The sequence below is a fragment of the Pseudomonas sp. TNT2022 ID1044 genome (assembly GCF_028656895.1).
Classification (GTDB): domain Bacteria; phylum Pseudomonadota; class Gammaproteobacteria; order Pseudomonadales; family Pseudomonadaceae; genus Aquipseudomonas; species Aquipseudomonas reinekei.
On sequence record NZ_JAMDHB010000006.1, the window covers coordinates 104980 to 123140 of the forward strand.

General features: G+C 60.0%; 15 protein-coding genes. 5 read left to right on the plus strand and 10 right to left on the minus strand.

What is annotated here, in order from left to right:
* The first annotated feature begins 80 nt into the window (after positions 1-80).
* Positions 81-968 (plus strand): acyltransferase, encoded by an 888-nt coding sequence (locus tag M5G20_RS08790; RefSeq protein ID WP_273918814.1) that lies wholly within the window; start codon positions 81-83, stop codon positions 966-968.
* Here M5G20_RS08790 and M5G20_RS08795 read toward each other — a convergent pair whose 3' ends face one another.
* Entirely contained in the window at positions 969-1526 is a 558-nt protein-coding gene (locus tag M5G20_RS08795; protein WP_273918815.1) for a DUF2780 domain-containing protein, read from the minus strand.
* 223 nt (positions 1527-1749) lie between these two features.
* Here M5G20_RS08795 and M5G20_RS08800 point away from each other — a divergent pair, with 223 nt between their 5' ends.
* The gene (locus M5G20_RS08800) at positions 1750-2802 is read left to right on the plus strand and encodes an RHS repeat-associated core domain-containing protein (RefSeq protein WP_273918816.1); all 1053 of its coding nucleotides are present in this window, start codon (positions 1750-1752) and stop codon (positions 2800-2802) included.
* Positions 2803-2840: 38 nt separating this feature from the next.
* Here the strand turns inward: M5G20_RS08800 and fdhA are convergent, their stop codons facing one another.
* From fdhA to M5G20_RS08840, 8 genes are all read right to left on the minus strand, one after another.
* On the minus strand, positions 2841-4040 hold the full coding sequence (fdhA, locus tag M5G20_RS08805; protein WP_075946215.1) for a formaldehyde dehydrogenase, glutathione-independent: 1200 nt from the start codon (positions 4038-4040) through the stop codon (positions 2841-2843).
* A 202-nt stretch (positions 4041-4242) separates the two neighbouring features.
* A complete protein-coding gene (gene purU / locus M5G20_RS08810) occupies positions 4243-5100 on the minus strand; it encodes a formyltetrahydrofolate deformylase (RefSeq protein ID WP_075946216.1) in 858 nt (285 codons plus the stop codon).
* A gap of 133 nt (positions 5101-5233) precedes the next feature.
* Positions 5234-5866, minus strand: a complete 633-nt coding sequence (locus M5G20_RS08815; protein WP_273918817.1) for a sarcosine oxidase subunit gamma — start codon at positions 5864-5866, stop codon at positions 5234-5236.
* Positions 5867-6014: 148 nt separating this feature from the next.
* Positions 6015-9032 (minus strand): sarcosine oxidase subunit alpha, encoded by a 3018-nt coding sequence (locus M5G20_RS08820; RefSeq protein WP_273918818.1) that lies wholly within the window; start codon positions 9030-9032, stop codon positions 6015-6017.
* The gene (locus tag M5G20_RS08825) at positions 9029-9358 is read right to left on the minus strand and encodes a sarcosine oxidase subunit delta (RefSeq protein WP_047534309.1); all 330 of its coding nucleotides are present in this window, start codon (positions 9356-9358) and stop codon (positions 9029-9031) included. Before M5G20_RS08825 ends, M5G20_RS08820 begins: the two co-directional genes overlap by 4 nt.
* Positions 9359-9372: 14 nt before the next feature.
* Complete coding sequence (locus tag M5G20_RS08830; RefSeq protein ID WP_007980419.1) at positions 9373-10623, minus strand: sarcosine oxidase subunit beta; 1251 nt, start codon at positions 10621-10623, stop codon at positions 9373-9375.
* Between the two features lie 23 nt (positions 10624-10646).
* Positions 10647-11900 carry a serine hydroxymethyltransferase gene (gene glyA, locus M5G20_RS08835; protein ID WP_020796061.1) on the minus strand — a complete coding sequence of 418 codons (1254 nt, stop codon included), beginning with the start codon at positions 11898-11900 and terminating at the stop codon, positions 10647-10649.
* 283 nt (positions 11901-12183) lie between these two features.
* A complete protein-coding gene (locus M5G20_RS08840; protein WP_273918821.1) occupies positions 12184-12912 on the minus strand; it encodes a TraX family protein in 729 nt (242 codons plus the stop codon).
* Positions 12913-13043: 131 nt separating this feature from the next.
* Here M5G20_RS08840 and M5G20_RS08845 point away from each other — a divergent pair, with 131 nt between their 5' ends.
* Together M5G20_RS08845 and M5G20_RS08850 are read left to right on the plus strand one after the other, a co-directional pair.
* Positions 13044-14084 carry a threonine aldolase family protein gene (locus M5G20_RS08845; RefSeq protein WP_273918822.1) on the plus strand — a complete coding sequence of 347 codons (1041 nt, stop codon included), beginning with the start codon at positions 13044-13046 and terminating at the stop codon, positions 14082-14084.
* 228 nt (positions 14085-14312) lie between these two features.
* A complete protein-coding gene (locus M5G20_RS08850) occupies positions 14313-15137 on the plus strand; it encodes an SDR family oxidoreductase (RefSeq protein ID WP_273918823.1) in 825 nt (274 codons plus the stop codon).
* A 117-nt stretch (positions 15138-15254) separates the two neighbouring features.
* On the opposite strand, the gene gbcB is transcribed toward M5G20_RS08850, so the two are convergent.
* Entirely contained in the window at positions 15255-16355 is a 1101-nt protein-coding gene (gene gbcB, locus M5G20_RS08855) for a glycine-betaine demethylase subunit GbcB (RefSeq protein ID WP_273918824.1), read from the minus strand.
* A gap of 297 nt (positions 16356-16652) precedes the next feature.
* On the opposite strand from gbcB, the gene gbcA reads away from it, so the two are divergent.
* The gene (gene gbcA / locus M5G20_RS08860; RefSeq protein ID WP_273918826.1) at positions 16653-17948 is read left to right on the plus strand and encodes a glycine-betaine demethylase subunit GbcA; all 1296 of its coding nucleotides are present in this window, start codon (positions 16653-16655) and stop codon (positions 17946-17948) included.
* The last annotated feature ends 213 nt before the right edge of the window (positions 17949-18161 follow it).

The following is an 18161-nucleotide window of genomic DNA, read 5'->3' on the forward strand; positions in this document are numbered from 1 at the left end:
GAAACATTCGTTGTCACCGATTTGGCCTGCCGCCCGAAGCTGCTTATCATGGCGCGCCCAAACGCTTTCAAGAGTTGCCTATGCGCCGCCTGCTCACCGGCTGTTTCGTTACCCTGTTGCTGTTGCTCAACACCCTGGTCCTGATCGGGCCTTTGATGGTGTTTGCCTTGCTCAAACTGGTCCTGTCCGGTCGCTTTCGCGATTACGCGTCAAATGCGGTGATGTGGATCGCCGAAACCTGGTCCGAAATCGACAAGCTGATCTTCCGCCTGTGCATCCCCACCCAATGGGACATTCGCGGTGGCGACGATCTGCGTCGCGACACGTCGTATCTGGTGATCAGCAATCATCAATCCTGGGTCGATATCCCGGCGCTGATCCAGACGTTGAACCGACGCACGCCGTTCTTCAAATTCTTCCTCAAGAAAGAACTGATCTGGGTGCCCTTCCTCGGCCTGGCCTGGTGGGCGCTGGATTACCCGTTCATGAAGCGCTACACCAAGGCCTTCCTGGCGAAGCATCCGGAACTGGCCGGCAAGGATCTGGAAATCACCCGACAAGCCTGCGAGCTGTTCAAGCGCCAGCCGGTGACCGTGGTCAATTATCTGGAAGGCACGCGCTTTACTGCGGCCAAGAGCACTCAGCAGCAATCACCGTTCACCCACTTGCTCAAGCCAAAGGCGGGTGGCGTGGCGTTCGTGCTGGCGGCAATGGGGGAACAGCTGGATGCGATTCTCGATGTGACGGTGGTTTATCCGCAGCAGAAGATTCCAGGCTTCTGGGACTTGATCAGCGGCAACGTGCCTCGGGTCATCATCGACATCAAGACCCGCGAACTGGACCCGGCGCTGTGGCGAGGCGATTACGAAAACGATCCGCAGTTTCGTGAAACGGTCCAGAACTGGGTCAACCAGCTCTGGACCGAGAAGGACCAGCGCATCGACGCGTTACGCGCCGATAGCCGCTGATCAGCTACCGGTGGTGCCAGTCCCCCAGATTCCGCCGAGGTTTTGCAGCAGCGAACCGGCGACGCCTTGCTGACCGAGGTATTGCAGGATCACCGGGGCAAACTGGCCGATCATGCCGGTGTCCATGCCCAGGGCGCTGAAGGCGCTGTTCAAGTCATTGGTGTCCTTGACGTTGCCCAATGCGTTATCCAGTCCGGCAGCCTTGCCACTGGAGCCGAGCAACGCGGCAAGGGCACCCAGTTCACCGCCGCCCGACAGTTTGTCGATGCCCGGTACGCTTTTGGCCAGTTCCGAATAGTCGGTCGAACTCAACTGATTCTTCGCCAACCCCAACATTGCTCCGGTGCCGCCGACGGCTTGTTGCGGGGTAATGTTCAATTGGCTGAGCGCACCTAACAGATCCGCCGTTTCCGGAGTAGGCGCCGCGTCAGTCGCCGCGTTTTCACCTTTCATCCCCGCAATGGCATTGGCTGCATCGCCCAGGCTGAATTGTGCGAAGACCGGGCTGGCTGCCAGGGTCATGAGTGATGCCAATGCAAAACCGCGTGAAATCTTCATCCCGACATCCTCTTGCGTCATGAAAACGCCCGGCTGACGGGCGCAAAGCTGCCGGTTTGACCGGGAAAGCGTGGGCGTGTTCCTCAGGTCAGCGTGCATTTCCCAGCCGCTCGTCACTAAGCGGTTCTGATGCCGACGACCTATCAGATCTGCTAGTAGGCAGCCTTGGTCGATTGAGCCACAGTAAAACCCTGGATCGTTGAATCACTCAGGAAAACAGTCCATGCAGCCCAATCGCGAAACGTTGCTCTGCCGTTACCACTACGACCCGCTGGATCGACTGGCGGATTGCACGCCTGCGGTGCAAGCCACCACCCGGCGCTTTTACCTGAAAGATCGGCTGGCCACCGAGATTCAAGGCGCGGTGCAGCGTTCGATCATGCAGCATGAGGACCAATTGTTGGCGCAGCAGCAGCGTCAGAGCGGTGTCGTGGACACGCGGTTGCTGGTCACCGATCAACAGCGTTCAGTGCTGAACGTACTCGGCGCGACACGTCTTAATCCCCTCGCCTACGCGCCCTACGGTCATCGCCCGGCGGAGAACGGTCTGCTCAGCCTGCTCGGCTTCAACGGCGAACGACCGGATCCGGTGACGGGGTGTTACTTGTTGGGGAAGGGTTATCGGGCGTTTAACCCGGTGTTGATGCGGTTTAACGGTCCGGACAGTTGGAGTCCGTTTGGGGAGGGTGGGTTGAATGGGTATGCGTATTGCGTGGGGGATCCGGTGAATCGGAGTGATCCTACGGGGCATATCCCCAGCGCGTTGAAACCTATACTTAGAAGTTTGGGAATAATTAAAAATCCGCCCCCCAAAAAACCGACTATCAAAACGCTGAAACCACCTGTTTCAATACAAAAAAATGGCGCCAGCTATGAACTAGCTGGATACCATGGAACTTCCGAAGAATATGCAAAAACAATGCAACGCACTGGCCCCCTAGCCAGTTTTGACACAAAGTCACAGCTGTCCTATGGAACTGGTTTTTATTCGACCTCCGACATTTCAAAAGCACAGCGTTACGCCGACTTTAAATCAGTAAAAATGTTTGCTAGAAACCCTGAAGGATTACTTGCAGTCTACGTCAAGAACCCCGCAAAAAAAGTACTGAATCTAGATTACAGATTCATTCCGGAGGCTCGGGAACTAGTCATGAAAGAACGCATGTACTCCGACGTAATGCTTGTAAGAATCAATGACGATAGATACGTACCAGTACCGGATATAAATAAAATCTTCAACATACAAAAACGAAGAAATTCAATCTTTAATCCATAAAGAAAAGGGCGATTTCAAATCGCCCTTTCTTTTAAAGCTTACGCCGCACTAAACAACTTATGCGGATCAATCACAAACTTCTTCGGCACGCCTGCATCAAACTCACCGTACCCTTCCGGCGCCTGATCCAGGCTGATCACCTGCACGCCCACCACTTCGGCGATGTTGATGCGGTCCCACATGATCGCCTGCATCAGTTGGCGGTTGTACTTCATGACCGGGGTCTGGCCGGTGTGGAAGCTGTGGGATTTGGCCCAGCCGAGGCCGAAGCGGATGCTCAGGCTGCCCATTTTCGCGGCGGCGTCGACAGCGCCCGGATCTTCGGTGACGTAGAGGCCCGGAATACCGATTTTGCCGGCAACACGCACCACACCCATCAGCGAGTTGAGCACGGTGGCCGGGGCTTCGTGTTTCACACCGTCATGGCCGTGGCCGCGGGCTTCGAAGCCCACGCAATCCACTGCGCAATCCACTTCAGGCTCGCCCAGCAATGCGGCGATCTGTTCGTGCAGCGGCGCGTCTTTCGACAGGTCGACGATTTCAAAACCCTGGGCCTTGGCGTGGGCCAGGCGGATGGTGTTGACGTCGCCGATGATCACCACGGCTGCGCCCAACAGACGGGCCGATGCGGCGGCGGCCAGGCCGACCGGGCCTGCGCCAGCGATGTAAACCGTGCTGCCTGGGCCGACGCCGGCAGTGACGGCGCCGTGGTAGCCGGTTGGCAGGATGTCGGAGAGACAGGTCAGGTCGCGGATTTTCTCCATGGCCTTGTCGCGGTCCGGCAGTTTCAGCAGGTTGAAGTCGGCGTACGGCACCAGCACGTATTCGGCCTGGCCGCCGGTCCAGTCGCCCATGTCGACGTAACCATAGGCGCCGCCGGCGCGGGCCGGGTTGACGGTCAGGCAGACACCGGTGTGTTGCTCCTTGCAGGAACGGCAGCGCCCACAAGCCACGTTGAACGGAACGGACACCAGATCGCCGATTTTCAGGTTCTCGACGTCGCTGCCCTTTTCGATCACTTCACCGGTGATCTCATGGCCCAGCACCAGGCCGGTTTGCGCGGTGGTACGACCGCGCACCATGTGCTGGTCGGAGCCGCAAATGTTGGTGGAAACCACTTTGAGAATGACCCCGTGCTCGATCTTGCGACCGCGCGGGTCTTGCATTTTCGGATAGTCGATTTTCTGTACTTCGACCTTGCCAGCGCCGAGATACACCACACCACGATTGCCAGACATGCTTTCACCTCGCTGTTGTTTTTATGGAACCGCGTTGCCCAGGCAGGCAGCGCGTTAAGTGCTCGGGTACAGATGCTGTTTCTTGTGTTGCCCGTTAGGGCCTCATCGCTGGCAAGCCAGCTCCTACAGTGATTCGGGGCGAATGCAAAATTTGTGAACGACACAAACCCCCTGTAGGCGCTGGCAAGCCAGCGATGGCGATCTAGAGAACGACTGTTCTGTTCGCGTTAAGGAACACACGGCGCTCAATGTGATACCCGACGGCCCGCGCCAATGTCAGCCCTTCAATATCCCGCCCCTTGGCGATCAGGTCTTCCGGATAGTGACTGTGATCCACCACCTCGACACCCTGGGCAATGATCGGCCCTTCATCCAGGTCGTTGTTGATGTAGTGCGCGGTGGCACCCACCAGTTTCACGCCCTTGTTGTAGGCCTGGTGGTACGGCTTGGCGCCCTTGAAACCCGGCAGCAGCGAGTGATGGATGTTGATCGCCTTGCCATCGAGTTTGCGGCACAGCTCCGGCGACAGCACCTGCATGTAGCGCGCAAGAATCACCAGTTCGGCGCCGGACTCTTCGATCACTTGCAACACCTGACGCTCCTGCGACGGCTTGTCGTTGGGGTCGAGGGGGAAGTGGTAGTACGGAATCTGGTGCCAGTCGGCCAGCGGCTTGAGGTCCGGGTGGTTGGAGATCACGGCGGCCACGTCCATCGACAACTGGCCGATGCGCTGGCGATAAAGCAAGTCGTTGAGGCAGTGATCGGCCTTGGAGACCATGATCACCACCTTCGGCCGATAGTGCGGCGGGGTCAGTTCGAAGACCATGCCGAAGGATTCGCCTCGTTCGGCCAGGCCTGCGCGGAACGACTGCTCGTCGAAGCCATCCGGCTGACGAAATTCCACGCGAATGAAGAAGCGACCCGAGAGCCGGTCATCGAAGGAATGGTGTTCGGTGACGTAGCAGCCCTGCTCGAACAGAAAGCGGGTCACCGCGTCCACGGTGCCGAGCACGCTGGGGCAGTCGGCGGTCAAAATCCATGTGTCTGGGGCGCGACTCATAGTGCGGTGACTCCTTTTGTCATGGGCAACCGCTGCGCGGTTGATCGCCAGCAAGCCGGCTCCTACAGTTGATAACGCCCTTCAAATGATCGGCATAAACCCTGTGGGAGCTGGCCTGCCAGCGATGGCAATCTCAAGCCTGAACGCTAAGGCCAAATTCGGCAGAAGCATCCTGCAACCACAACCACCAGTAATCCGAGAAGCTGCGACGGATCAGCAGTTCCCAGGTGTCTTCGGCGGTGTGACGGATCACCAGTTGCGACTTGGCGAACACCGTGCCGACCGCCTTGCCCACCGGGAAGTTGTTCGGGTGCACGTCGTAGCTGGTGGACTTCATCAGGACCTGGCGCACGTTCGGGCCGCTCAGTTCGAGGATCTGCTGGCCACCGCTGACGTTGACGATCTGGATGTGCAGATCGCCCAGCGCTTCACGCAATTTTTGCTCGGCGGCGAATTCTTCGCCGGTCGGCACGATCAGTAGCCACTCGTCCGGCCCCATCCATTGCAGGCTGGTTTCGCCTTTGACGATGACGGTCAATGCACCCGGCAATTCAATGCCCAGGGCCTTGTGCACGCCAGCGGCGAACGCAGCATCGTGGCCATCGCCACGAATGGTCAGGTGGCCGAGGAGTTTTTTCTCACGCACGGTCACACCGGCGTTCTTGCGACCCTTGCCGACCAGGCTGGCGAGGTCGGCGTGATGCAGCGACGACTCGGCCTTGGCCCCGGTGGTTGGGCGTTGTTGGTAAACATTGGCTGCGGTCATAAAGCACCTTTCCTGAATTCTGTTGAGGGTGCGGTTGCCTCCTGCAGGAGTCGGCTTGCTGGCGATCCAGACGACGCGGTATCAAGTGCACCGCGTTATCGTTCATCGCCAGCAAGCCGGCTCCTACAGTCACCACCACATCCGGCAATCACACGTTCTGGCGTTCACCCTTCGGATCGAAGAACACCGAAGAAACGATTTCCGCCTCGATCACGCTGCCGTCCGCCAGTGGCGCGAACACACGCTCACCCATGCGGTTCAGGCCGCCCTTGACCACGCCCATGGCGAACGAATAGCCCAGGGAGTTGTGCGCGTAGCTGGAGGTCACGTGGCCGACCATGGTCATCGGAATCGCCTGCTTGGTGTTGAACACCAGTTGCGCGCCTTCCGGCAGCCACTTGTTCGGATCGATCGGCTTGAGGCCAACCAGTTGCTTACGCTGATCACGCACGCAGTCTTCGCGATTCATGCCGCGCTGGCCGATCCACGAGAACGGTTTGGTGCGACCGACACACCAGCCCATGTTCAAGTCGTCAGGCGTCATCGAGCCATCGGTGTCCTGACCGACGATGATGAAGCCCTTCTCGGCCCGCAGCACGTGCATGGTTTCGGTGCCGTACGGGGTCAGGTTGTACTTCTTGCCGGCGTCGACGATTTTCTCGAGCACGCCCATCGCATAGTCGGCCTGCACGTTGACTTCGTACGACAGCTCACCGGTAAACGAAATCCGGAACACCCGCGCCGGCACGCCACCGACCAGACCTTCTTTCCAGGTCATGAACGGGAACGCTTCGTTGCTCAAATCGATATCGGTGACTTCGCTGAGCAGCTTGCGGCTGTTCGGCCCGGACAGGGTCATGGTTGCCCAGTGATCGGTCACGGACGTGAAGTACACCTTCAGGTCAGGCCATTCGGTCTGCTGGTAGATTTCCAGCCATTGCAGCACGCGCGCAGCGCCGCCGGTGGTGGTGGTCATCACGAAATGGTTGTCGGCCAGGCAGGCGGTCACGCCGTCGTCGAACACCATGCCGTCTTCTTTGCACATCAGGCCGTAACGGGCCTTGCCCACATCGAGCTTGGTCCAGGCGTTGGTGTAGATGCGGTTGAGGAACTCACGGGCATCCGGACCCTGAATGTCGATCTTGCCCAGGGTCGACGCGTCCAGCAGGCCGACGCTGTCGCGCACGGCTTTGCATTCGCGCTTGACCGCCGCGTGCATGTCTTCACCGGATTTCGGGAAGTACCACGGACGTTTCCACTGACCGACGTCTTCGAACTCGGCGCCGTTTTTCAGGTGCCAGTGATGCAGTGCGGTGAAACGCACCGGTTCGAAGATGTGTCCACAGTGACGACCGGCCACAGCGCCAAAAGTCACCGGCGTGTAGTTCGGGCGGAACATGGTGGTGCCCATCTGCGGGATGGTCACGTTCAGCGAACGGGCGGCAATCGCCAGACCGTTGACGTTGCCGAGCTTGCCCTGATCGGTGCCGAAGCCCAGCGCGGTGTAGCGCTTGACGTGCTCGACCGACTCGAAGCCCTCGCGGGTCGCCAGTTCGATGGCGGCGGCAGTGACGTCGTTTTGCAGGTCGACGAATTGCTTCGGCGCACGTGCGGTGTTCTTTTCATGGGGCACCTGGAACAGCGCCAGCGTCGGCTCTTCCAGACGCGCCAGGGCTTTGGGCAAGGTCGCTTCGACCGGACCGAAACCGGCTTCGCTGGCTGCGCGCACGCCGCCTTCAAAACCATCCGCCAGGGAATCGCCGAGGCCGTAGACGCCGTTGATGCCACCGACGCACACGCGTTTCTGCGGCGCTTCGCCCGGTACGAAACCGAGGATGTCTTCACGCCAGGTCGGTTTGCCGCCCAGGTGCGAAGCCAGGTGAACCACCGGACTGTAGCCGCCGGAGCTGGCGACCAGGTCGCACTCAAGCCATTCGCCAGGGCTGGTGACTTTGTGCCCTTTGACATCGATCGCGGCCACGCGGGCAGCGGTAACGTGCTTGCTGCCACGGGCCTCGATCACGGCGCTGCCGGTGAGGATGCGGATGCCCTTGGCGCGTGCTTCTTCCACCAGCGCACCACGCGGGTTGCTGCGGGCGTCAGCGATGGCGACGACTTGCAGGCTGGCATCGAGCCAATCCAGCGCCACGCGGTAAGCGTGATCGTTGTTGGTCGACAGCACCAGTTTTTTGCCCGGTGCCACGCCGTAGCGGCGCACGTAGGTCGAGACAGCGCCGGCCAGCATGTTGCCCGGCACGTCGTTGTTACCGTAGACCAGTGGACGCTCGTGAGCGCCGGTCGCGAGTACGACACGCTTGGCGCGAACCCGGTGGATGCGCTGACGCACCTGGCCAATCGGAGCGCGATCGCCGAGGTGATCGGTGAGGCGCTCGTGAATGGTCAGGAAGTTGTGGTCGTGGTAGCCGTTGACCGTGGCGCGCGGCAACAGCAGCACGTCCGGGGTGTTCTTCAGTTCGGCGATGACGCTGGCGACCCATTCGGTCGCAGGCTTGCCGTCGAGGCTTTCGCGGGAGTCGAGCAGGCTGCCGCCGAACTCTTCCTGCTCGTCAGCCAGGATCACACGGGCGCCGCTGCGCGCAGCCGCCAGTGCAGCGGCCAGGCCAGCAGGGCCGGCGCCGACGATCAGCACGTCGCAGTGCTGGTTCATGTAGTCGTAGGTGTCCGGGTCGTTCTCGGTTGGCGAGCGACCAAGACCTGCGGCCTTGCGGATGTACTTCTCGTAAGTCATCCAGAACGATTGCGGGTACATGAAGGTTTTGTAGTAGAAACCCGGTGGCATCAGCTTGCCGCCGACCTTGCCGAGGATCCCCATCATGTCGTTGTTCACGCTCGGCCAGCCGTTGGTGCTGGTGGCGACCAGGCCTTGATACAGCGCTTGTTGCGTGGCGCGTACGTTCGGGATTTGCGTGGCTTCGGTGGCGCCGATCTGCAACACCGCGTTCGGCTCTTCAGCGCCGGCGGCGAAGATGCCGCGCGGACGGGAATACTTGAAGCTGCGACCGATGATGTCGACGCCGTTGGCCAGCAGTGCAGCGGCCAGGGAGTCGCCTTCGAAGCCTTTGTAGCTCTGGCCGTTGAAAGTGAAGCTGAGGACTTTGTTGCGGTCGATCCGTCCGCCGTTGGACAGGCGATTGATCTGGCTCATACCTTCTCTCCCAGAGCCGTGCTGGCCGCTTTCGGGCTATCGGTCTTGTCGGTGAATTGTGGCTTGGTGCCGATCTTGTAGGTTTCGAGAATCTCGTAGGTCACGGTGTCGCGGGTGGCGTTGAAGTACTGACGGCAACCGGCGGCGTGAATCCACAGTTCATGGTGCAGACCGCGAGGGTTGTCGCGGAAGAACATGTAGTCGCCCCACTCCTCGTCGGTGCAGCTGTTCGGATCCAGTGGACGCGGGATGTGCGCCTGGCCGGATGCGTGGAATTCCTCTTCGGAGCGCAACTCGCCGCAGTGAGGACAGAAGATATGCAACATGGGGATTTCTCCTGTTAGTGGGCAACCGCAGCAGCGCCGTGTTCATCGATCAACGCACCGTTATGGAAACGGTCGATGGAGAAAGGTGCGGCCAGTGGGTGCATTTCACCCTTGGCCAGGCTCGCGGCAAACACGTTGCCCGAGCCAGGTGTCGCCTTGAAGCCGCCGGTGCCCCAACCGCAGTTGAAGAACATGTTCGGCACCGGGGTTTTCGAAATGATCGGGCAAGCATCCGGCGTGGTGTCGACGATGCCGCCCCACTGACGGTTCATGCGTACGCGGGACAACACCGGGAACATCTCGACGATGGCCTGAATGGTGTGCTCGATCACCGGGTACGAACCACGCTGGCCGTAGCCGTTGTAGCCGTCGATACCGGCGCCGATCACCAGGTCGCCCTTGTCGGACTGGCTGATGTAGCCGTGTACGGCGTTGGACATGATCACGCTGTCGATAATCGGCTTGATCGGCTCGGACACCAACGCCTGCAGCGGGTGGGATTCGATTGGCAGGCGGAAACCGGCGAGCTTGGCCATGTGCCCGGAGTTACCGGCCGTGACCACACCGACACGTTTGGCGCCGATGAAACCCTTGTTGGTTTCAACGCCGATGCACACGCCGTTTTCCTTGCGGAAGCCGATCACTTCGGTCTGCTGGATCAGGTCCACGCCCAGTGCGTCGGCGGCACGGGCAAAGCCCCAGGCCACGGCATCGTGACGAGCCACGCCGCCGCGACGCTGGACGGTAGCGCCCATCACTGGGTAGCGGGTGTTCTTCGAGCAGTCGAGGTACGGGATCTCGTCAGCCACTTGCTTGGCATCGAGCAGTTCGCCGTCGACGCCGTTGAGGCGGTTGGCGCTGACCCGACGCTCGGAATCACGAATGTCCTGCAGGGTGTGGCACAGGTTGTAGACGCCGCGCTGGGAGAACATGACGTTGTAGTTCAGGTCCTGGGACAGGCCTTCCCACAGTTTCATCGCGTGTTCGTACAGGTGCGCCGACTCGTCCCACAGGTAGTTGGAGCGAACGATGGTGGTGTTGCGCGCAGTGTTACCACCGCCCAGCCAGCCCTTCTCGACCACGGCCACGTTGGTGATGCCGTGTTCCTTGGCCAGGTAGTAGGCAGTCGCCAGACCGTGCCCGCCACCACCGACGATGACCACGTCGTAGACCTTTTTCGGGGTCGGCGTGCGCCACATGCGCTGCCAGTTTTCGTGGTGGCTGAGGGAGTGTTTGAAGAGGCCGAAGCCCGAATAGCGTTGCATAGTCATTTACTCCAAAACCGCGCTCAGCGATAAACCGGGAAGTCCGCGCACAGTGCCGACACTTGCTGGGCGACATTGGCCTCGACATCGGCATCGCCGAGGTTGTCGAGGATGTCGCAGATCCAGCCGGCCAGGGTCACGCACTGGGTCACCTTGAAACCGCGCGTGGTCACCGCCGGGGTGCCGATGCGCAGGCCGGAGGTCACGAACGGCGACTGTGGATCATTCGGAACAGCGTTCTTGTTGACGGTGATATGGGCGCGACCGAGGGCTGCATCCGCCTCTTTGCCGGTGAGACCCTGACGGATCAGGCTGACCAGGAACAGATGGTTATCGGTGCCGCCGGACACTACATCGTAGCCGCGTTTGATAAACACGCCGGCCATGGCCTGGGCGTTGTCGATCACTTGTTGTTGGTAAGCCTTGAAGCCTGGCTCCAGCGCCTCTTTGAAGCACACGGCTTTACCGGCGATGACGTGCATCAGCGGGCCACCTTGTGCGCCAGGGAACACCGCGGCGTTGAGCTTCTTCTCGATTTCTTCGTTGGACTTGGCCAGGATCAGGCCGCCACGTGGACCGCGCAGGGTCTTGTGGGTGGTGGTGGTGACCACATCAGCGTACGGCAGCGGGTTCGGGTACAGGCCGGCAGCGACCAGACCGGCAACGTGGGCCATGTCGACGAACAACAGCGCACCGACCTTGTCGGCGATCTGGCGGAAACGCGGGAAGTCCAGAGTCTTGGAGTAGGCCGAGAAACCGGCAACGATCATCTTCGGTTTGCACTCGACCGCCAGACGCTCGACTTCGTCGTAATCGATCAGGCCGGTCTTGGTGTCGATGCCGTACTGCACGGCGTTGTACAGCTTGCCCGAGGACGACACTTTGGCGCCGTGGGTCAAGTGACCGCCATGGGCCAGGCTCATGCCGAGAATGGTGTCGCCGGCTTGCAGCAGGGCCAGGTACACGGCGCTGTTGGCCGAGGAACCGGAGTGTGGCTGGACGTTGGCATAATCGGCACCGAACAGCTGCTTGGCGCGTTCGATGGCCAGGGCTTCAACCTTGTCGACGTGCTCGCAGCCACCGTAGTAGCGCTTGCCCGGATAGCCTTCGGCGTATTTGTTGGTCAGGCCGCTGCCTTGCGCTTCCATCACGCGCTTGCTGGTGTAGTTCTCCGACGCGATCAGCTCGATGTGATCTTCCTGACGTTGCTCCTCGGCATTCATCGCCGCCAGCAGTGCATCGTCGTAACCCTGGATCTGGTCTTGCTTGCTGAACATCGCGTCTCTCCCAGCGGCATCTGTGCGCCATTCGTCACGGTAAGGCACTGGCGTTTCGGCAGTGCCCTTTGATAGCGATGGTATGACTGGCTTGGAGAGATCAAATGCCTACGGGCGCCACGCAAAGGTGCGTTTACGACATGGCGGGAAATGGCATGCCGAACACAACGCCCAAATCACCGAGAAACCCTGTGGGAGCTGGCTTGCCAGCGATGGCGGCGTCACATCCAGCATTGATCGCGGCCGACCCACCGCTATCGCTGGCAAGCCAGCTCCCACAAGTTCATACGGCGATGTGGCGGACGAGCAGCAGCAGAAGGAAATGCGCGGGATACAGCGCATACGCCCAGCGCCGCATCGGTGGTGGTTTTACGTCACGGGCGTGTCGCAACAGGAACAGCCCCAGCCATGGCGCAATCAGACAAGTGGCAACGGCCGCCATGGCCACGTGATTACCCAGTCGAACGGAGTAATAAAGCACCTGCCATTGATTGGCGGCCAGACACACCAGCCCGGCAAGCAGCGCGAAATACCAGGGACGATGGATGACCCAAAGCAGCACCAGCGGCAACAACACACCGAAAAAACCGAACATCACTCGTTGCGAAAAAAACGCCGCCAGCAACAAGGCGCCCACCGCCAGCAAGCGCGACTGAAACGTCGGTTGCTGCCAGCCGCGCGCCACCAGCAAGCCAAGGACAAGGGTAGGCAACACGTTAAGCGTGTCGGGATTGGGAATGAACATCCGGTAGGGGATTTCGCTGAGCGCGCTAAATAGCAGCAACCAGCCCAGATAGCGCCACTGTCCATCGCTCTCTTGCGCCGACTTTCGCGCCAGGTTCACCGCCATTGCCAGACAAAACCACGGAAATGCCAAACGACCCGGTACATACAACAGATCGACGGAGTAACCGACATATCGCAGGTGATCGAGCACCATACTCAATAGTGCCAGCCACTTGAGCAAATCCAGTGCACCATCGCGCTGCTTCAGGTACGTAGTCATGTGCATAATTGCCCGGCATCCTTGTAATGTTCTGACAGTGACATCCCGTGTGCTCCCCGGACGATCTTCGGTAAAGTGCGCACCCTCATTGACCACGGGTCGCTTCACCATAGGCGTCCCGACCACGGAAGCAGGCCATGACCGATAAGAGCCAACAATTCGCCAGCGACAACTATTCCGGCATTTGCCCTGAAGCCTGGGCTGCCATGGAACAGGCCAACCACGGCCACCAGCGCGCATACGGCGACGACGAATGGACCGCCCGCGCGTCCGACGGTTTTCGCAAACTGTTCGATACCGACTGCGAAGTGTTCTTCGCCTTCAACGGGACTGCCGCCAACTCGCTGGCCCTGTCGTCGCTGTGCCAGAGTTACCACAGCGTGATCTGCTCGGAAACCGCCCACGTCGAAACCGACGAATGCGGCGCCCCGGAATTTTTCTCCAACGGCTCCAAACTGCTGATCGCCCGCACCGAGAACGGCAAGCTGACCCCGGATTCGATCCGCGAAGTCGCGCTCAAGCGCCAGGACATCCACTACCCGAAACCTCGTGTGGTGACCCTGACCCAAGCCACCGAAGTCGGCAGCGTCTACACCCCGGACGAAATCCGCGCCATCAGCGCCACCTGTAAAGAGCTGGGCCTGAACCTGCACATGGACGGCGCACGTTTCTCCAACGCCTGTGCATTCCTCGGTTGTTCGCCGGCTGACCTGACCTGGAAGGCCGGTGTCGACGTGCTGTGCTTCGGCGGCACGAAAAACGGCATGGCCGTGGGCGAAGCGATTCTGTTCTTCAACCACAAACTGGCCGAAGACTTCGATTACCGCTGCAAGCAGGCCGGGCAACTGGCGTCGAAAATGCGCTTCCTGTCGGCGCCGTGGGTCGGCATCCTGGAAAACGACGCCTGGCTCAAATACGCCAACCACGCCAACCACTGCGCGCAGTTGCTGGCCGAACTGGTCAGCGACATTCCAGGTGTTGAACTGATGTTCCCGGTCCAGGCCAACGGCGTGTTCCTGCAACTCTCGGAACCGGCCATCGCCGCGCTGACCGCCAAGGGCTGGCGCTTCTACACCTTCATCGGCAACGGCGGCGCCCGCTTCATGTGCTCGTGGGACACCGAAGAAGAACGCGTGCGGGAATTGGCCCGCGACATCCGCGAAGTCATGTCCGCCTGACTGACAAACAGCTAAATTGTGGCGAGGGAGCTTGCTCCCGCCCGGGGGCGCAGCCGCCGTAAAACCTGCCAACGCGGTCTGCCTCACAGACCGCATTTTCAGACTTAGGGTCTGCTTCGCAGCCCAGCGGGAGCAAGCTCCCTCGCCACATGACCTCTTGCGCCGGAATACATCGTCTACCCTGATTGTCGAGCCTCCGCTCACATAACAACAATCAGGAGCGCACGCATGTCATTGCAAGGAAAAACCCTGTTCATCACTGGCGCCAGCCGTGGGATTGGTCGTGAGATCGCGCTGCGGGCTGCGCGTGACGGCGCCAACATTGTGATTGCCGCCAAGAGTGCCGAGCCCCACGCCAAGTTGCCGGGGACGATTTTCAGTGTGGCGCAGGAAGTGGAGGCTGCCGGCGGCAAGGCGCTGGCGTTGCAGGTGGATGTGCGTGACGAAGAGGCTGTGCGTGAAGCACTGGCCCAGACCAACGAACATTTCGGCGCCATTGATGCGCTGGTCAACAACGCCGGAGCGATCAAGTTGACCGGTGTCCAGCACATCGAACTCAAGCGCTTCGACCTGATGCACCAGATCAACACCCGCGCCGTGCTGCTGTGCAGTCAGGCCGCGCTGCCCTATCTGAAGAAGTCTGGCGGACACATCCTCAACCTCTCGCCGCCGCTCAACCTCGCGACAAAGTGGTTCGCCCAATACAGCCCCTACACCATCACCAAATACGGCATGAGCATGCTGACATTGGGCATGAGCGAGGAATTCAAGAACTTCGGCATCAGCGTCAATTCGCTGTGGCCGCAAACGATGATTGCCACGGCGGCCATCGAGTTTCAGCTGGGGTCACGGGAGTCGTTCAAACATGCGCGCCTGCCTGCGATCATGGCCGATGCCGCCCATATCATTTTGAGCAGTGCGAATCGCAGCCTGACCGGACAGTTGTTGATTGATGAGGAGGTTTTGCGGGAAAACGGCGTGACCGAGTTCGATCATTACCGTTTCGAGCCCGACAGCAGCGACAAGCTGATGCCAGATCTGTTCATCGACTGAAACTGAAAACCTGTGGGAGCGAGCCTGCTCGCGATGACGGAATCAGATTCAACACTCATGTTGGCTGATCCACCGCAATCGCGAGCAGGCTCGCTCCCACAGGCTATTTGGCGGTGTTTAGAACTCGATGCGCACGTCGCCTTTCGGCACACTGCAGCACGACAAAATGAATCCGTCGGCTTCGTCTTCCTCGGTGATCCCGCCGTTGTGCTCCATCTCCACTTCACCACCCAGTTTCAATACCTTGCAGGTGCCGCAAATGCCCATGCCGCAGGCTTTCGGGATCAGCAAGCCAGCCTTGGCCGCCGCTGCGTGAACGGTTTCGCCGGGGGCGACGCGTATGCTTTTCCCCGACGCGGTGAATTCCACCTGATGCAGGTCCGCCAGGTCGAGCTCCGGTGCGTCAGCCGCCTGCTCGGCGTGTTCCACTGCGTCGGCGCGCGCCTCGGGCGGGGTCGCTCCGAAGGATTCTTCGTGGTAACGCGACATGTCGAAACCAGCGGCCTCGAGCAAGCGCTTCACCGCGTTCATGTACGGCGTCGGGCCGCAGCAGAAGACTTCGCGCTCGAGGAAGTCCGGCACCATCAGTTCCAGCATCTTGTGATTCAGGTAACCGCGATAACCGGCCCACGGCTCGCCCAGCCCGTGTTTCTCGCAGATCAGGTGCAGGCTGAAGTTGTCGATCCGCGACGCCATGTGCTCCAGCTCGCGGTGGTAGATGATGTCCTTGGGCGAGCGGGCACTGTGGATAAACGTCATGTCGACGTTGGCGTTGGTGTCATAGAACCAGCGCGCCATGGACATGCACGGCGTGATGCCCACGCCACCGCTGAGGTACAGCACTTTCGGGCTCGGGAAATCGATGGCGTTGAACAGGCCAACCGGACCGTGCACCGCCAGCTCCTGGCCTTCGTGCAGGGTGTCGTGCAACCAGTTCGACACCCGACCGCCCGGCACGCGCTTGATGGTCACCGAGAAGCTGTACGGCACCGAAGGCGAGCTGGAAATGGTGTACGAGCGCATGATCGGCTGGCCTTCGATTTCCAGCTCCAGGGTGACGAACTGCCCCGGCTTGAAGAAGAACAGGATCGGCTGGTCGGCCATGAAGCAGAAGGTGCGCACATCCCAGGTTTCCTGGATGACTTTGACGCAACGGACAATGTGTCGACCATTGGCCCAGGTCTGGGTGGTTACCGGGTTCAGGAAGTTGTTGGACATGCTGATCTCCACGGCCGACTGTCGGCCTTCATGATGGCGATTCTGCGTATAGCGCAGATCACCCATTTACCCATCTGCGACATTGACATGCTTATCGCGACCAGCCCCAAACTACCGGGGGTTGCGCGTCGGGAACAGATTGCATCATGTCGCCCATGGATAAGGTTCTGGCCAGCGCCGGCCCCACACTCGCCCAATACCAAGACACATTCTTTACACCTTGCGTAGCAACACGAAGCAGCACACCTGATTAGCCACTTTCGCCGGCCACACTGAATGGCCATGAGGATTAAATCGATGGACGTCACTACTACCCTGAGCCTGGGCGATCCGCTGGAACCCGCACGCAAGGCCACCGCCCAGATGCTGCAAGAGCGCGAACGCACGTTCTCGCTACCGCAGCCGTTTTACTCGGACGAGCGTCTGTTTGATATCGACATGCAGGAAATCTTTCAGAAAGAGTGGTTGATCGCCGGCATGACCTGCGAAATCCCTGCCAAGGGCAACTACTTGACCCTGCAGGTCGGCAAGAACCCGATTATCGTGATTCGCGGCGCCGAAGGTGTGGTGCACGCCTTCCATAACGTCTGCCGCCACCGTGGCTCGCGCCTGTGCACCAGCGAAAAAGGCAAGGTCGCGAAACTGGTCTGCCACTATCACCAGTGGACCTACGAACTCGACGGTCGCCTGCTGTTCGCCGGCACCGAAATGGGCGCCGACTTCGACATGAAGCAATACGGCCTCAAGCCGGTAAACGTGAAAACCGCTGGTGGCTACATTTTCATCAGCCTGTCGGAGAACCCGCCGGCTATCGATGACTTCCTGTCGACGCTCAGCCATTACATGGAACCGTACGACATGGAAAACACCAAGGTGGCGATCACCACCACCTTGATGGAAAAGGCCAACTGGAAACTGGTGCTGGAAAACAACCGCGAGTGCTACCACTGCAACGCGTCGCACCCGGAACTGTTGAAAACCCTGCTGGAGTGGGACGACGTTACCGACCCGCGCGCCGACCAGGCATTCAAGGACCACGTCGCCGCCTCCGCCGCTGCCTGGGAAGCCGAGAAGATCCCTTACGCCCACGCCAGCTTCGGCCTGCGCAATCGCATCGTGCGCATGCCGCTGCTCAAGGGCACCGTCTCCATGACCCTGGACGGCAAACAGGGCTGCGCCAAGCTCATGGGCCGCATCAAGAACCCGGACCTCGGCTCGATGCGCATCCTGCACCTGCCGCACTCGTGGAACCACTGCATGGGCGACCACATCATCGTGTTCACCGTGTGGCCAATCAGCGCCCAGGAAACCATGGTCACCACCAAGTGGATCGTGCACAAGGACGCCGTCGAAGGCGTGGACTACGATGTCGACCGCATGCGCCAGGTCTGGGACGCCACCAACGACCAGGACCGTCGCCTGGCTGAAGAGAACCAGCGCGGGATCAACTCCACCGCTTACCAGCCAGGGCCTTACTCCAAGACCTATGAGTTTGGTGTGGTGAACTTTGTTGACTGGTATAGCGAGCGGATGCTGAGCAATCTGGGGGCTGAGGCTGCGCCTTACCTCAAAGGGGTTCCGGTTCAAGGCTAAGGTCAAAAGCATCGCGAGCAAGCTTGCTCCTACAGGAACCGGTGGTTCACAGAATGTGTGTACACATCAGGTCATTTGTAGAAGCAGCTTGCTCGCGATAACGTCATTCCTCGTCATACATCCCCTTCTGACTCCCCATGGCCTTAGAGCTGTACGAAATATGATCTATTCCGTTCGGCGCTATATCTCACGCGCCTCCCAGCCTTCCGCAAA